The 15,937-nt window shown below is 60.8% G+C and carries 16 protein-coding genes; 11 read left to right on the top strand and 5 right to left on the bottom strand.

Features of this window, described 5'->3' with window-relative positions; all coding sequences use genetic code 11:
- The first annotated feature begins 28 nt into the window (after positions 1–28).
- On the top strand, positions 29–778 hold the full coding sequence (locus AB4O22_RS01420; protein ID WP_460095796.1) for a YkgJ family cysteine cluster protein: 750 nt from the start codon (positions 29–31) through the stop codon (positions 776–778).
- Positions 779–1,027: 249 nt separating this feature from the next.
- Entirely contained in the window at positions 1,028–1,999 is a 972-nt protein-coding gene (locus AB4O22_RS01415) for a 2-hydroxyacid dehydrogenase (protein ID WP_003205404.1), read from the top strand.
- 41 nt (positions 2,000–2,040) lie between these two features.
- Here the strand turns inward: AB4O22_RS01415 and AB4O22_RS01410 are convergent, their stop codons facing one another.
- On the bottom strand, positions 2,041–2,943 hold the full coding sequence (locus AB4O22_RS01410; RefSeq protein ID WP_013694188.1) for a DMT family transporter: 903 nt from the start codon (positions 2,941–2,943) through the stop codon (positions 2,041–2,043).
- 136 nt (positions 2,944–3,079) lie between these two features.
- Here AB4O22_RS01410 and AB4O22_RS01405 point away from each other — a divergent pair, with 136 nt between their 5' ends.
- Positions 3,080–3,955 carry a helix-turn-helix domain-containing protein gene (locus tag AB4O22_RS01405; RefSeq protein ID WP_003205406.1) on the top strand — a complete coding sequence of 292 codons (876 nt, stop codon included), beginning with the start codon at positions 3,080–3,082 and terminating at the stop codon, positions 3,953–3,955.
- A 135-nt stretch (positions 3,956–4,090) separates the two neighbouring features.
- On the opposite strand, the gene AB4O22_RS01400 is transcribed toward AB4O22_RS01405, so the two are convergent.
- Complete coding sequence (locus AB4O22_RS01400) at positions 4,091–4,501, bottom strand: HPF/RaiA family ribosome-associated protein (protein WP_003205407.1); 411 nt, start codon at positions 4,499–4,501, stop codon at positions 4,091–4,093.
- A 508-nt stretch (positions 4,502–5,009) separates the two neighbouring features.
- Here AB4O22_RS01400 and AB4O22_RS01395 point away from each other — a divergent pair.
- Positions 5,010–5,327: a DUF3509 domain-containing protein gene (locus AB4O22_RS01395; protein ID WP_003205408.1), complete on the top strand. Its 318-nt coding sequence runs from the start codon at positions 5,010–5,012 to the stop codon at positions 5,325–5,327.
- Here the strand turns inward: AB4O22_RS01395 and AB4O22_RS01390 are convergent.
- Positions 5,324–5,824 (bottom strand): phosphate-starvation-inducible protein PsiE, encoded by a 501-nt coding sequence (locus tag AB4O22_RS01390; protein WP_003205409.1) that lies wholly within the window; start codon positions 5,822–5,824, stop codon positions 5,324–5,326. The two genes, AB4O22_RS01395 and AB4O22_RS01390, sit on opposite strands and share 4 nt — an antisense overlap.
- A gap of 322 nt (positions 5,825–6,146) precedes the next feature.
- Here AB4O22_RS01390 and AB4O22_RS01385 point away from each other — a divergent pair, with 322 nt between their 5' ends.
- On the top strand, positions 6,147–6,407 hold the full coding sequence (locus AB4O22_RS01385) for a YebG family protein (protein ID WP_003205410.1): 261 nt from the start codon (positions 6,147–6,149) through the stop codon (positions 6,405–6,407).
- A gap of 75 nt (positions 6,408–6,482) precedes the next feature.
- Here AB4O22_RS01385 and AB4O22_RS01380 read toward each other — a convergent pair whose 3' ends face one another.
- Entirely contained in the window at positions 6,483–7,874 is a 1,392-nt protein-coding gene (locus AB4O22_RS01380) for an aminotransferase-like domain-containing protein (protein ID WP_003205412.1), read from the bottom strand.
- 342 nt (positions 7,875–8,216) lie between these two features.
- Between AB4O22_RS01380 and AB4O22_RS01375 the strand changes: the two genes are divergently transcribed.
- The 5 genes from AB4O22_RS01375 to glyA all read left to right on the top strand — a co-directional run bounded on the left by AB4O22_RS01375 (position 8,217) and on the right by glyA (position 13,650).
- Positions 8,217–9,422, top strand: a complete 1,206-nt coding sequence (locus AB4O22_RS01375; protein WP_003205413.1) for a benzoate/H(+) symporter BenE family transporter — start codon at positions 8,217–8,219, stop codon at positions 9,420–9,422.
- The gene (locus tag AB4O22_RS01370; protein ID WP_003205415.1) at positions 9,419–10,591 is read left to right on the top strand and encodes an NAD(P)/FAD-dependent oxidoreductase; all 1,173 of its coding nucleotides are present in this window, start codon (positions 9,419–9,421) and stop codon (positions 10,589–10,591) included. Before AB4O22_RS01375 ends, AB4O22_RS01370 begins: the two co-directional genes overlap by 4 nt.
- 29 nt (positions 10,592–10,620) lie before the next feature.
- Positions 10,621–11,052: a Rid family detoxifying hydrolase gene (locus AB4O22_RS01365; protein ID WP_003205417.1), complete on the top strand. Its 432-nt coding sequence runs from the start codon at positions 10,621–10,623 to the stop codon at positions 11,050–11,052.
- Between the two features lie 94 nt (positions 11,053–11,146).
- Positions 11,147–12,400, top strand: coding sequence for a threonine synthase (gene thrC, locus AB4O22_RS01360; protein WP_003205418.1), 1,254 nt, complete (start codon positions 11,147–11,149; stop codon positions 12,398–12,400).
- A gap of 11 nt (positions 12,401–12,411) precedes the next feature.
- The gene (gene glyA / locus AB4O22_RS01355; RefSeq protein ID WP_003205420.1) at positions 12,412–13,650 is read left to right on the top strand and encodes a serine hydroxymethyltransferase; all 1,239 of its coding nucleotides are present in this window, start codon (positions 12,412–12,414) and stop codon (positions 13,648–13,650) included.
- A gap of 137 nt (positions 13,651–13,787) precedes the next feature.
- On the opposite strand, the gene AB4O22_RS01350 is transcribed toward glyA, so the two are convergent.
- Positions 13,788–14,807 (bottom strand): Glu/Leu/Phe/Val dehydrogenase family protein, encoded by a 1,020-nt coding sequence (locus tag AB4O22_RS01350; RefSeq protein ID WP_003205422.1) that lies wholly within the window; start codon positions 14,805–14,807, stop codon positions 13,788–13,790.
- Positions 14,808–14,994: 187 nt separating this feature from the next.
- On the opposite strand from AB4O22_RS01350, the gene AB4O22_RS01345 reads away from it, so the two are divergent.
- Positions 14,995–15,798: a SirB1 family protein gene (locus AB4O22_RS01345; RefSeq protein ID WP_003205424.1), complete on the top strand. Its 804-nt coding sequence runs from the start codon at positions 14,995–14,997 to the stop codon at positions 15,796–15,798.
- Positions 15,799–15,937: the final 139 nt, after the last annotated feature.

Genomic DNA, 15,937 nt, shown 5'->3' with positions numbered 1-15,937 from the left:
TCCCCAGCTTTCTGCGACCGGGCGCTCAATGAACACAACGTTTTCCTGTGTAGGGTGCGGCAAATGCTGCACCGATCACCACGTCCCCCTGACCCTCGACGAGGCCCGGATGTGGGCGGACGACGGCGGCCAGGTGATTGTCCTGGTGGAAGCCTTCCTGCCCAACGGCCTCGGCCTGCCGGCAGGGCAACGCGAGCATGCCGAGCGCCGCTCGGCGGTGGTCCACAGCGGCAGCATCGACGCCCTTGTGGCGATCACCTTTGCCGCCTACAACGTCGGCCGTTGTCGGAATCTTGACGATGAAAACCTGTGCCGCATCTATGAGCGCCGCCCCTTGGTGTGCCGCATCTATCCGATGGAAATCAACCCGCACATCCCGCTCAATATCGCCGTCAAGGAATGCCCTCCAGAGTCGTGGGAAACCGGGCCACAACTGATACTCGGCGGTGAACTGGTCGATCAGGAACTGGTCCGGTTGATCGAGCGTTCACGCCAGGCCGACCGTGAAGAGATCGCCATCAAGGACCGCATCTGCGCCGCCCTGGGCATCCGCACCACCGCGCTCAAGGGTGACGGGTTCACCGCGTATCTGCCGCAGATGAGCGCATTCGTGGCCGCCCTCGATCAGGCACGCCTGCAACCTGCGCAACAGCACACCAGTGAATGGCTGTTCCATCTGTCTGGCGATGATGTGGCCAGCCAGGTATTGGCCAGCGGCGCGCGGGTGGTCACTGAAGCGCCGATCAATTACGCCTTTATTTCGCTGCGGGCGGCATAAACCTAGCGACTCGCTCCCACATTCTACCTGGGGTGAGCCCCAATGCCTTGTCCACTGCAGGCCCCTGTGGGAGCGAGCTTGCTCGCGATGGCGGACTGTCAGCCGACATCCATGTTGAGTGGTCTACGGCTATCGCGAGCAAGCTCGCTCCCACAGGGGTTGGCTACATTCCCAATCAGCTCCCTCTCGCCTAACCCTCGCCAGGAATGTTAGCGTGCTTGGTATCTTCTCCCCGATGAGCCTTGCACGATGAAAAAAACCGTACTTGCCTTCAGTCGTATCACGCCCCAGGTGGTCGAGCGCCTGCAACAGGACTTCGACGTAATTGTGCCGAGCCCGTCCAAGGGCGATATCAACGCACAGTTCAACGAAGCCCTGCCCCACGCCCACGGGCTGATCGGGGTCGGTCGCAAGCTCGGGCGCGAACAACTGCAAGGCGCCGCGAACCTGCAAGTGGTATCCAGCATATCGGTGGGCTACGACAACTATGACCTGGCCTACTTCAACGAGCGCGGGATCATGCTCACCAATACCCCCGACGTACTCACCGAAAGCACCGCCGACCTTGCCTTCGCCCTGCTGATGAGCAGCGCCCGGCGCGTGGCCGAACTGGACGCCTGGACCAAGGCAGGCCAATGGCAGGCGACAGTCGGCCCGCAACTGTTCGGCAGCGATGTACATGGCAAGACCCTGGGTATCGTCGGCATGGGCAACATCGGCGCAGCCATTGCCCGGCGTGGCCGGCTGGGGTTCAACATGCCGATCCTCTACAGCGGCAACAGCCGCAAGACCGAACTGGAAAACCAATTGGGCGCACAATTTCGCGAACTGGACCAGTTGCTGGCCGAAGCGGACTTCGTCTGCCTCGTCGTGCCATTGAGCGAGAAGACCCGCCATCTGATCGGCCAGCGTGAACTGGGCCTGATGAAACCGAGCGCCATCCTGGTCAACATTTCCCGGGGCCCGGTGGTGGATGAACCGGCGCTGATCGAAGCCCTGCAGAACAATCGCATCCGCGGCGCCGGGCTGGATGTCTACGAGAAAGAACCGCTGGCCGAATCGCCGCTGTTCCAGTTGAAAAACGCCGTCACCCTGCCCCACATCGGCTCGGCCACCCACGAAACCCGTGCCGCCATGGCCGATCTGGCTGTGGATAACCTGCGCAGTGCATTGCTGGGCGAGCGACCGCAGAACCTGGTCAACCCGCAGGTCTGGAAGTAACCGCTTAGGCCGGCCCGAGCGGGCCGGCCTAAGCAGTCATTTCAACGCGCACCCAAGGCGGCCTTCATGGGCTGCGGCCGAGGCTTGCGAAACACCAGCACGTTCCCCAGCATCACCAATACCAGCCCCACCAATGCCGGCGCCGTCCACTGGTAGCCCTCGACAAACGCCGACACGTTCAACGCCACCACCGGGAACAACACGGTGCAATACGCCGCCCGCTCCGGCCCCATGCGCCCCACCAGCGTCAGATAGGCCGTAAAGCCGATCACCGAACCCGGGATCACCAGGTACAACAGTGAGCCGATGTAGCGCGTGTTCCATTCCATGTCGAACGGGATGCCTTTGAACGCGCACCACACCGCCAACATCGCCGCGCCATAGGCCATGCCCCAGGCGTTGGTGGTCAACGGCTTGAGGCCGGCCTTCTGTTGCAGGCTCGACAGCATGTTGCCTGCCGAGAAACACAAGGTGCCCAACAACGCCAGCGCCAGGCCAAGCAAGGTTTGTGGGCTGGCGCTATGACCGGCCAGTTCCGGCCAGAACAGCAGCGCCAGCCCCAGCAGCCCCAGGGCGCCACCCAACAGCACGTTACGGGCAATCCGCTGACCGAAGAACACACGGGCATTGAGGGCATTCCAGAGCGTGGCGGTGGAAAACACCACGGCGACCAATCCACTGGGAATCCACTGGCTGGCGGTCAGGAAGCACATGAAATTGATGCAGAACAGACACAGGCCCTGGGCAACGCAAATCAAGTGACCGCGCCGGTTCATCACCTGCAAGCGCCGGCTGAGCAAAAGCATCGCAAACAGGATCAGGGCCGCAAGACCGAAGCGATAGACAATCGACACCGGGATGGCGACGACGCCCAACTGCAGTTTCAGGGCAATCCAGGTGGTGCCCCAGATGAGCACGGTAAGCAGGTACAACGAGAGGTTCATGGTGACGGCTCCTGACAATGACGTTCAGTGTCCCGCTGCCATTGACCCGGCGCTTGCGTAAACTTGCGGTTTTGTCAGCTGACAGGCTGGCACGGACCGGCCGACGGAGTAGGATGCAAGCGTTGGAGAACCGATCATGTCCACACTGCAAACCTTGCAAGTCTTTCAAGCCCTCAACAGCTCGCCCAATGCTCGCCTGGAGCACAGCGCCGAGCTCGGGGACGGCTTGGCGGCCGCTTTGTGGAGCAATCACCACGATGCCCAGGACTACGAGGCGCCAACGCACCATACGCTATCGTGCTACATCGCTGGCGGCACCGGTACGTTTCGCCGCGAGCGACCCGACACCACGGGGGCACCGGACAAACTCTGCATCCTGCCGGCCGGGCATGAATCAGCCTGGGTCATCAACGGCGATATTCGCCTCGCCCACCTGTATTTCAGTGCGGAACAATTTGCCCTTGGTTGCGTCACGCTGCTGGACCGCGAGCCCCGGCAGGTGCAACTGCACGAGGAGACCTTCCTCGACGACCCGCGACAAGCACAGCGTTTTCGCCAGTTGATCGCGCTGAACTGGGACGAACCCGGTGAACGCCTGCTGACCACCAGCCTGGCCCATGACTTGCTCAATCACCTGCTGCTCAGCCAGGTGGGCCAGCGCCAGGGACTTCGCCTCAAAGGCGGCCTGGCCGCTCATCAACGGCGGTTGCTGGTGGATTACGTCGACAGCCACTTGGCCAATGCCATCAGCCTCGGCCAATTGGCGGCGCTGTGTGCGTTGTCCGAATACCACTTCGCGCGGATGTTCCGCGAAAGCTTCGGGCTGCCTCCTCATCAATATGTGCTGGCCAGACGCTTGACCTGCGCGCGGCATTTGCTGCGCACCACCTCACAACCGCTGGGCGACGTGGCGCTGGCCTGCGGATTTGCCAGCGCCAGCCACTTCACCAATCGATTCCGTCAGGCCCTGGGTGCGACGCCTGGGGAGTATCGGCAGGCGTTCTTGCGCTAGCGCCGGCTATCGCCATCGCGAGCAGGCTCGCTCCCACAGGAGAATGTGATCAATGCAGGAGCGCAAAGCGATAAAAACAAAACGGGCCTGCGATTGCAGGCCCGTTTTTCAGTCGCAAGTGAAATGAACGAGGTTTCAGCCGTGAAGCGCGGCCCGTTCGTTTTCCAGGAATTCCTCTTCCAGCATCGCATCGGCCAAGGCTACGGATTCGCTCGGCTCCTCAATGACGGCGCGCTTTCCGCGCAGTTTGCCGAACAAATGCTCCAGGGCATTTTCAAGTTTGGTGGCCGCGCCTTCGATCGCCAGTTCCAGCGATTCGGCCTTATGCGTCACGGAAATCGGCTGATGGCCCTTCGGCCGTGCTTCAAGCTGGCAACGCAGATCATGGGGACCAGGCTTATCGCCGTTCTCGTCCCGCAGATGAACCTCAACCCGTGTCAGGTCCTCTTCATAACGTTCGAGCGTGCTTTCGATGGTAGTACGTACCCACTCCTCCAGTCGGATGCTGCTTTGAATATGGTTATCGCTGTTGACTTGGATTTGCATAGTTCATCCCTTATTTCAGCTAGCTCGCCGGGGGCCGTCGACGTTGATGCAACGGCCCCTTGAATACAGAGTCGGGCTGGCGGAAGAACAATTCAACCCCTAAAAAAAGATAAATATTCATATGCAAATAAAGCCAGACAACAGCCAAAAGCGCTGTTAATGTCGGGAGTTACCCCTGCCCTGCCTGCCCACCGTAAATCGCCTCCCCTCCTGCACCGTCAGCGAACATCCGCGCGTTATTGCCCCGAAACGGGCAGCGGCCACAGCCGCATTCCAGAGCGTTTGGCGCCCAGGCGCCGTGATCATTGTCCGACAGTTTTTCCGGCATGCCACTTGCTAACTCCCTGTAGGAGCTGCCGCAGGCTGCGATCTTTTGATCTTGAGACCTGCCCGGCCCCAGGAATCTCGAGATGAACACGATCATGGAATGGCCGGTGGTCCGGTGTTGCGAACTAATCCCGATCATGGCCGGTCAACAACTGCACGTTCAATCAGGCGGTGACGCATCATGGACAACCCTTTTCAGATCATTACCGACGCCTTTGCGCCGCATTATCAAATCAACCTGAGCATTCAGGGCCTGGACGGCAGCATCATGCTGACCCTGTCCAAGAGCGGGCGCATCGTTGCCAAACGCATGATCAGCGCCCAGCAGCGCAACGACCCGGAGCGGCTCAAGCGCCTGGTGCAAAGCATTCAGTTCGGTATCGCCATCGAGCAGGGCCACAGCGCCGTGGCCATCCTCGAAGCCATGACCGGCGGTGACAGCATCAAGCTGCCACCACCGCACGCACAGGGGCCGGCGCCCTCTGCCGCCGGGATCTAGATTTCTCCTTTCTCCACCTCGGCATGCTCGCTGGAACCCGCGCCGACCTTGCGGTGCGGGTGCTCGATCTTCACCGAGGGAAACTGCGACGAAGCGTAGCGCACCACCAGGATCGAGAACGCCAGCAGCAGGATGCCACCACACAGGTAGATGATTCCCAGGTCCGGCGGGCTGTGATGGGAAACGTTGGAAATCAGCAGCCGCGTCAGCGCCGTGATCGCCACGTAGATCAGGAACCGCACCGGCATGTGGTTGGTCTTGAAGTAGATCCCGACCATCGCCCCCAATTCCAGATAGATGAACAGCAGCAGGATGTCATCGATCTTGATGTGTCCTGCTTCGATCATCTGCAAGAATTCCATTACCGCCGCCCACGCGGTCACCGCTCCGATGGCGAACAGGGCCAGGTAATGGAAGGTCTCGACGAACAGGTTTCCCAGGGACTCGGCCAGTTGATGGACGTTCTGGCGCAAGGTCTCGGCCCAGTTGATTTTCACGATGTAGTTTCCTTAGGTCGGCTCGACCGGATGATGCGGGTTGGACGTGACGGTTGTTCTGCATGCAGAAAAAAGGCCAGCGACTGAAGGTGAGATGGCGATAGGCTGGTATCCGGCACTTTTGTGATCGTCATGCGGCCTTGTCGCGAGCAAGCTTTGCTCCCACACAAGCTTTTACTCCCACAAGCTTTGTCCTCACATGCCGAAACCGATCTACATTAAAAAGCCACTATCCAAAGCAACAGGATTCGCTTATTCTTTTGCCTGTATATAAATACAGTAGTCACAAAGACAACCAATGTGAAGGCATGTGAGGTGGTGAATGGCCGTCGAAGTGGTATACCGCAGCAGCCGAGATCTGGAGCGCTTGTTCATGGATAAAGCCGAAGCTGACCGTCATGACAAAATGCTGGAACTCGCCGAATTGCTGGCAGAGGTGTTGCAAAAAGCCGTTCCATCGCTGAGCGAGCAACAGGTCGAGGAAGCCGGGATCTACATGGCGAAGAATCGTGATGTGTTCGCCAAGGCGTTCAAGAGCCAGCCGGACGCCTTGTCCGAACTGCTCAATCCGTCGGACGAATAACTAAAAAAGATCGCAGCCTTCGGCAGCTCCCACATGGAACAACCGTGCAGGAGCTGCCGAAGGCTGCGATCTTTTTCAGTAATAACGGCGCGGATCTGAATCGATCAGGCTCGCCAGCTTGGTCAGGGCGAAACGCAGTTCGTCCTGGCTGGTAGGGGACATCAACACCAGCCGTACACAGCGGGTGGTCCCTGAGCGCTCAGCCTGGAATTGGGTGCCGCTGAGGACCAATACACCGTTGGCCCGGGCGAGCATGGTGAACTCGTCGCTGGTCCATGGCTCCGGCAGCGTCAACCAGACGTGATAGGAATATGGCTGGGTCTTGAGCTCGAAATTGGCAAAGATTTCCCGGGCGATCGCTTGTCGCCCCGCCGCCTCGTTGCGCTGGATGCGAATCAGTTTCTTGTCCAGGCCCTCGGTAATCACATTGCTGGCCAACTGCGCGGTCAATGGCGACGGCATCCAGACGCTGCTGCGCACCATCGAGGTCAGGCGCGACAGCAGTTTCGGCGGGCTGTAGATATAACCGACACGAAGCGCCGGCATGACCGATTTCGACAGACTGGTCAGGTACACCGAACGGTCCGGCGCAAAGGCCGACAGTGGCTTGATCGATGGGTCGGTGGCCAGGAAGCCATAGATATCATCGTCCAGGATGATGAAGTCGAACTCCTCGGCAAGCGCGGCGATCTGGGCCCGACGCTTCTGCGACATGATCGCCGCCGTCGGGTTCTGGCAGGTCGCCACGCAGACCAGCATCGCCGGCTTCTCTCGCAGGCACAGTTCACGCAACGCTTCGGGAATGATGCCCTCGTCATCCATCGGCACGCCACGCAGGCGCCGCTCAAGACCGTGGGCCAGGGAGATGATGCCCGGGTAGCAAAGCGCTTCGCAGAGCACCAGGTCACCGGCGTTGGTCAGGGCGCTCATCGCCACCATCAAGCCATGCTGGGCTCCTGCGGTAATCACCACTTGCTGCCATTGCGCGTCGGGCAATGAATGACGCAACCATTGCGCCCCCGCCTCGCGATGCGCCGGGTGACCGCCATCCGGCGCGTAATCCAGTGCGCGAGCGAAATCGGTGCTCTTGGCCATGCCCACCAGCGCGCCACGCAACCAGTACTCCAGGGTTTCGCTGTAGGGCTTGATGATCGAAAGATCGAGCAGTTCGGATTGCCCCAGGTTCAGCGGCGCGGAGGCGCTGTTGCTGGCCGGCAGCTCCAGCTGTTTCTGGTTGAGCACGTAGGTGCCACGCCCCACTTCCCCCTGCACCAAGCGACGCCGATGAGCTTCGCTATAGGCCCGACTGATGGTGCCCGGCGTGACATTCAAGGTGGTGGCCAGCTCCCGCAAGGTCGGCAGGCGATCGCCCTCGTTCAACACGCCGTTGTTGATATCGCGCGCCAACGCATCGGCAATCGACAAATACATCGGCTGACTGAACTCGCTTAGCTGGGGAACCCACATGAATGATCACTGCCCATCGTAGAAATGATGAATATCCGAGCATATCACATGGAGGTTAGGCAACTAATAATTCGACACAATCGACACATTGAGTCGATTGATACGATTATTGAATCGTTTCTCAATGCCATGTGAAGAAATTTTTAATAGAAATAAAATCATTTAAAATCAAATACTTAGTTCTTTAAATTCGCAAAAATAGCCCATCACAACAGAAAAATATCTCGTAACAATCCCGCCCCCTATTGAATCAACTCAATTCATTCAAATACACTGATCTCGAATCGAAGCAATCGACTCAATCATTCACTGCGCGCTCCTGTCGCGCCAAGTCGAGACATCATGGACACATTCAGAAAGGATCTATCTCTGTCGGCGATCATCGCGGGCTTCATCGCCGTGATCATTTCCTACGCCGGCCCGCTCATCATCGTGTTCCAGGCAGCCAAGGAAGCGCACCTGCCCAACGACGTGGTGTCTTCATGGATCTGGGCCATCTCCATTGGCAGCGGGATTACCGGCCTGTTCCTGAGCTGGCGCCTGCGTGTTCCGGTCATCACCGCATGGTCGACACCGGGTGCAGCGTTGCTGGTGTCGATGCTGCCCACCGTGACCCTGCCCCAGGCCATCGGTGCTTATGTGGTGGCGTCGGTGATCATCGCGCTGGTCGGCCTGTCCGGTGCGTTCGACAAGCTGATGAGCCGCTTGCCCAAGGCCATTGCCGCCGCCATGCTCGCCGGGATCCTGTTCCGCTTCGGCGCCGAGCTGTTCACGTCGATCAAACTGCAGCCGGCTCTGGTCTTGGCGATGATCGCGGCATACCTGATCTTCAAGCGCTTTTCGCCACGCTACGCGATCCTGTCGGTGCTGATCGTCGGTTGCGCGGTGGCCGCCTCGTTCGGTGAACTCAATAGCACCTCGATCACCATCGCCGTGGCCCAGCCGATCTTCATCGCCCCTGAATGGAACTGGCACGCAATCATCAACATCGGCCTGCCACTGGCGCTGGTGACCTTGACCGGCCAGTACGTGCCAGGCATGGCGGTGTTGCGCACCTCGGGCTACAACACGCCGGCACGCTCGATCATCTCGGTCACCGCGATTGGCTCGATCCTGATGGCCCCGTTCGGTTCCCACGGTTTGAACCTGGCGGCCATTACCGCAGCGATCTGCACCGGCCGCGAAGCCCACGAAGACCGCGACAAACGCTACATGGCCGGGATTGCCTGCGGGGTGTTCTACATTCTGATGGGGACCTTCGGCGCCACCCTGGCCTCGGTGTTCTCCGCACTGCCGAAAGAATTGATCGCCGCCCTCGCCGGCCTCGCCTTGTTTGGCGCAATCAGCGCCGGGCTGACCGGCGCCATGGCTGACGAGAAACAACGCGAAGCGGCACTGATCACTTTCCTGGTGACGGCTTCGGGCATGAGTTACCTCGGCCTGGCCGCCGCATTCTGGGGCTTGATCTTCGGCCTCGTGGCGCACTTCGTGCTGACCTACACCCGCGAACGCAAAGCCGCCGTTATCGCCGAGGGCAGCCGACCATGACCGCTCGTTACGACTTCATTGTGGTGGGTGGCGGCATCGCCGGCGTGTCTGCCGCTTATGAATTGGCAGCCCATGGCAGCGTCTGCCTGCTCGAACAGGAACAGCAACTGGCCTATCACACCACGGGGCGCTCAGCCGCGATCTCGATGGAAAGCTACGGCAACCAACAGATCCGCTCACTGACCTGCGCGTCCCGGCGCTTTTTCGAAAACCCGCCCGAGGGCCTGGCCGAGCATCCGCTCTGGTCGCCCCGGGGCGCGCTGATCGTGGCCCAGGCAGCACGGGTGGACAAACTCAAAGCGCGTTTCAGCGCCGTCCTGGGGCAAGTGCCCACGGCCGAGCTGCTCGACGACAAGCAAGTGCAGGAGCTCGTGCCCTACCTCGCCGAAGGCGCCTGGAGCGCCGGGATCTACGAGCCCAGCGCCTTCGATTTGGATGTGCACGGTATTCACGGCGCCTACCTCGGTGGGCTGCGTGCCCGCGGTGGTGTGATCAAGCGCGAGACCGAAGTGCTGCGTGGCGAATATCGCGACGGGCACTGGCGCTTGCACACCCAGGACGGCCAGCAATTGCAAGCAGCCATCGTGGTCAACGCCGCCGGTGCCTGGGCCGATGAATTGGCCGAGCGCTGCGGCGTGCCCAAGGTCGGTGTCCGACCGTTGCGGCGCACCGTGCTGGCGGTCGATCCACAGTGCGACGTGCACCACACGCCCTACCTGGGCACGGTCGACGAGGACATTTTCATCAAGCCTGAAGCCGGGCGGCTGATCGTCTCCCCCTGCGATGAAAGCCCTTCGTTGCCCTGCGACGCGCTGCCGGAAGAGCTCGACCTGGCCATCACCATGGATCGCCTGCAAAACACCACGCGCCTGCGCCCACGCTCGATCATCAACAAATGGGCGGGCCTGCGAACCTTCGTCGCCGACCGCTCGCCGGTGCTCGGCCAGGACCCACAGCAAGAGAGTTTTATCTGGCTCGCCGCCCTCGGTGGCTACGGCATCCAGGCCGCGCCCGCCATTGCACGCCTGTGCAGTCATGCGGCGCTGGGCATCGCCATGCCGGACGACCTGGCGGCGCTGCAACTCAACTACCAGCATTTTTCCCCGGCCCGTTGCCGCGACGAGGAATTTTCCAGCCTGGCCGTCAAGCAGGTTGCCGATTTGCACTAACCCCCACCCACTTAACAAGGAACGTCACTATGCAAACCACCGCTCAAATCCAGCCCGCCGCCAAACCTTTCCTGGGCGAAGAGAACGTCATTTTCACCGATAAGGCACCACTGCCGCTGGGTACCTATTCCCAGGGCATCAAGGTCAGCCACGGGCAGACCATCTACCTGTCGGCACAGACCCCGGTCTCGGCGCTGAACAACGAAGTGCTGGCCAAGGATTTCGAAGGCCAACTGCGCCAGACCCTCGACAACCTGGTGCAAATGGCCGAAGCGGCAGGTGGCACTCTGGCGAACGTGGTCAAGGTCACGGCGTTCATCACTGACTTGAGTGAGTTCCCGACCCTCAACCGCGTCATGGAAGAGTACTTCACCAAGCCCTACCCGGCCCGCACCACCGCCGGCGCCAGTGCACTGGCACGCAACACCCTGGTTGCCATCGACGCCATCATGGTGATCTGAAACACCTTCTGTCAGCGGAGTGCCCGTCGGTCCGGTGAGCTGGACCGACGTTGGCAAGGAAAGCACCAGCACAGCGTACTTTCAGAGGGTGACCATGAAAAATTCGTACAGAGAGTATGTATTGCAGTGCCTGGTTTGCGATCGAAGCTACCAGCCCCATGAGGTCAGCTATTACTGCCCTCATTGCAAAGTCGATGGTGCCCTGGACGCGCTTTACGATTACCCGACACTCAAGCGCGAATGGTCCCGGGACAGCCTGGCCCATGACCACGCCCGTGGCATGTGGCGCTATGACCGCTTGATGCCGTTGAGCTCGACGCAATTCATTCCACCGTTACTGGTGGGCAACACGCCGCTGTACTCACGCCCGGAATTGCTCGGCAAAGGCGCCCGGATCAAAGTCTTCGTAAAAGACGAATCGCGGCAACCGACCGGGTCGTTGAAGGATCGCGCCAGCGCCCTGGCGGTGGCCCACGCCATGCAATCCGGTGCACGCACCGTGGCAGTGGCCAGCACCGGTAATGCCGCTTCGGCATTGGCCGGGATGAGCGCCAGCCTGGGCTTGCACAATGTCATTTACCTGCCCAAGAGCGCGCCCCGCGAAAAACTCGCGCAGATGCAGGGCTACGGCGCCGAGATCGTGCTGGTCGACGGGCAATATGACGAAGCTTTCGAGCAATGCCTCAACGCCTGCGAAGAACATGGCTGGTACAACCGCACCACCGGGATCAACTCGTACATGAGCGAAGGCAAGAAAACCGTCGCCTTCGAGATGTGCGAACAACTCAACTGGCAGGTGCCGGACCTGGTGTTCGTGCCCGTCGGCAACGGCTGCATCCTGGGCTCGGTCTACAAGGGCTTTTTCGACTTGCTGCAATTGGGCTGGATCGAACGCATCCCACGCCTGATCGGCGTGCAGGCCGAGCACAGCAACTTCATGTACCGCGCCTGGCGCGACGACCGCTCGATGCAGAAAACCGAGCGCCGTCCCCCCACCAGCCTGGCCAGCAGCATCAATGTGGCGCTGCCGCGTGATCGCCTCAAGGCCATGCGTGCGGTCACCGCCAGCGGCGGCGAGTTCATCTGTGTCAGCGACCCGAGCATTGTCGCCGCCGCCTCGAGATTGGCCGCCAGCACCGGCGTGTTTCCGGAAGCCGGCGCCGCCAGTGCCTTCGCCGGTCTGCTCAAGTATGCCGAAACACACCCCGACACACCGCAAACCGCCGTGATCCTGATCACCGGCAGCGGTTTGAAAGACACTTCCATTTTTCTATCCGACTCGACCAAAAGCCAGCCACGGGTGTTGCCGCATCACGTGACCGCGCCACTGGCCGAGGCGCTTATCTAGGGAATCACACCATGAGCCTGCAAAATTTCGACCCCACCATTGCCCGCCTGATCGACCGCGAGCGCAACCGCCAGGAAACCCACCTGGAGCTGATCGCTTCGGAAAACTATGTCAGCGAGGAAGTGCTCCAGGCCCAGGGTTCCGTGCTCACCAACAAATACGCCGAAGGCTATCCGGGCAAGCGTTACTACGGCGGCTGCAAGGTCGTCGATGAAATCGAGAACCTGGCCATCGAACGCGCTCGCAAGTTGTTCAACTGCGAATACGTCAACGTGCAACCGCACTCCGGCTCCCAGGCCAACCAGGCGGTTTTCCTGGCAGTACTTGAACCCGGCGACACCATCCTGGGCATGTCCCTGGCCCATGGCGGCCACCTGACCCACGGCGCCTCGGTGAATTTTTCCGGCAAGATCTACCGGGCATTTTCCTATGGCCTGGACACGGAAACCGAAACCCTCGACTACGAAGAAATGGAAGCCCTGGCCAGGGAGCACCGGCCGAAGATGATCATCGCCGGGGCCTCGGCCTATTCGCGGACCATCGACTTCCAGCGCTTTCGCAAGATCTGCGATGAAATCGGTGCCTACCTGATGGTGGACATGGCGCACTACGCCGGGTTGATCGCTGCCGGCGTGTATCCGTCGCCGGTTGGCATCGCCGACTTCATCACTTCCACCACCCACAAGACCTTGCGCGGCCCGCGCGGCGGTCTGATCCTGGCCAAGGCGCAATATGGCGCCCTGCTCGACAAGACGATTTTCCCGGTGTACCAGGGCGGCCCGCTGATGCACGTCATCGCCGCCAAGGCCGTGGCGTTCAACGAAGCCTTGGGCGATGGGTTCAAGCATTACCAGCAGCGGGTGATCGACAACGCCCGCGTCATGGCCGACGTCCTGACCCGACGCGGCTTGCGGGTGGTGTCCGGCGGTACCGATTGCCACATGTTCCTGCTCGATCTGCGCTCGATGAACATCACCGGCAAAGACGCCGAGGCGCTGCTGGAAAGCGCCCATATCACCTTGAACAAAAACGCGATCCCCAACGACCCGCAGAAACCGGCCATCACCAGCGGCATTCGCATCGGCACGCCAGCACTGACCACCCGCGGTTTTGGCGAAGCCGAATGTGCCGAAGTGGCGAACTTGATCGCCGACCTGCTGGAACAGCCGGACAACGCAGCACGCCTGGACAACACCCGGCGCCGAGTGATGCATCTGTGCGAATGCTTTCCGGTGTATCTGCTGAGGTAATTGCAACTGCGAGAGCAAAGCTTGCTCGCGATGAACGCTGACTCGATTAGCCTGAACAGTCGCGGCGCCTGCATCGCGGGCAAGCCTTGCTCCCACAGATAGCAGCTTCACTGCTTCCCAATACTTCCTTTGGATTTTCAGCGGTACAGCAGACGCTCCGCCAGCTCATCGGCCACCCGGGCCGGTGAGCGCTTCTCCGCCTGGGCGTGGGCAAAGACTTCCGTGAGCCGGGCACCGATTTTCGACAAGTGCGCGGTGATCGTCGACAGTTCTTCGCCACGATGTTTCAGCGCGACGTAGATCAGGCCACCGGAGTTGATCACATAGTCCGGCGCATAGAGAATTCCACGTCTTTCCAACTGGTCGGCCACTTGCAGGTTGCTCAACTGATTATGGGCCGAGCCGGCAACGGCCGAGCAGCGCAGTTGGGCCACGCTTTGGCTGTTGAGCACCCCACCCAGCCCGCAAGGAGCAAGGATGTCGCAGGGCGTGCTGAGCAACGCGTCGTTGGCGATCGGGTGGGCGCCCAGTTGCTCCATCGCCAATTGCACCTTGCCAGGGTCGATGTCGCTGACCAGCAATTCGGCACCAGCCGCGTGCAGTTGTTCGGCCAGGGCATAACCGACGTTGCCCAGGCCCTGGATCGCCACCCGCAGGCTTTCGAGGTTATCGCTGCCCAGGCGGGCCATGGCGGTGGCACGGATACCGGCAAAGACCCCCATTGCCGCGTGGGGCGCGGGATCTCCCGAGGCCGTGGTGCTGGTGACATGGCGAGTCTGCTGGGCGATGCAATCCATGTCGGCCACCGACGTGCCGCTGTCGATGGCCGTGATATAGCGACCGTCCAACTGCTCGATACAACGACCAAAGGCTTCGAACAACGCAGCCCGACTCTCGACATGGGCCGGGCGCATGATCACCGCCACCCCGCCGCCCACGGGCAAGCCGGCCAGTGCCGCCTTGTAGCTCATGCCTTGGGCCAGGCGCACGGCATCGGCCACGGCACTTTCGTCGTCGGGGTAGGCAAGATAACGACAGCCCCCCAGGGCGGGCCCCGGACGGCTGCAATGAATGGCAATCACCGCCTTCAACCCGGTTGCCGGGTCTACGCTTAGGTGCAGCGATTCAAGGCGGGAGCTTTGCATGAGAGCAAACATCGAAAGGCTCCCGAATCACTTTTGTTTGTTTCGCCAGTATAGGCGTGCAGTCGAAATTTGCTGGAGCACGCAGGAATAAGTCGCCGGGGTGGTCAGTCCTTTTCGGCATAACCTGTTACAGCCTCTGTCCGAGACTGGACGAAAATCCACGGCAGGGCTAAAACGGGAGCATAGCCCGGAGAGTTTGATGAAACCGCGCCAAGCCTTTTTTGATTGTCTGCACCGCTCGCCACCAGCGCTGTTCGAAGCGGCGCTGTGGATCGCTGCCGAACATGATCGCGAGGTCGACGTACCGGCCTTGCTGAAGGATTTCAAGGAGCTGCAACAACGGGTCAGCCAGGGCTTGCCGATGCTGCCTGTCAGCGAACTGGGCCAGCCCTTGCTGCGACGGCTCAATGACTTGGGTTTCGCCCAGGACGACTTCACGCCTTTGCGACCGCGAGCGGCGTTACTGGACAAAGTCCTGGCGCGCAAACGCGGGCAGCCCCTGGCCCTCGGCCTGATCGCCCTGGAACTGGCCCGAGGCCTGGAAATTCCGATGGTCGGTGTCAATTTCCCCGGGCATTTCCTGTTGAAGGTGCCCGGCGCCGATCACCTGCTCGATCCGTGCGGTGGCCGCCGGTTGTACCCCAATGACTGCCGGGAACTGCTACAGCGCCAATACGGCGCGAACATGCAGCTCAAGGCTGAACACCTGGTCAACGCCGAGCCGATGCAGATGCTGCAGCGCCTGTCGCGCAACCTGCGTCAACTGCATCTGGCGAACGACGATTACATCGCGGCCCTGATCGACGCCGAACGGGTGCTGGAGCTGGGCAACGCCAGCGCCGCCGACTACCTGGCCCGCGCCAGCCTGTATCAGCGACTCGATTGCCCCAACGCCGAACGCTTCGACCTGGAGCATGCCCTGATGCTCAGCGACGATCCGATCCAGCGAATCCGACTGACGGAGCGGCTGGGGCATTTGCCACCGAATTCGGTTGTGCATTGAGCGGTTGCAGGTGGTTAAATCGCTATCGCGAGCAAGCTCGCTCCCACAGTTGATCGCATTGAACTCAGGTTTTGTGCTTGTCACAGTCCAATGTGGGAGCGAGCTTGCTCGCGATAGCGGTGCAACGGCCTACATCAAT

The organism is Pseudomonas sp. S3_B11, assembly GCF_054667715.1.
This window is presented reverse-complemented; position numbering and strand designations above follow the sequence as displayed.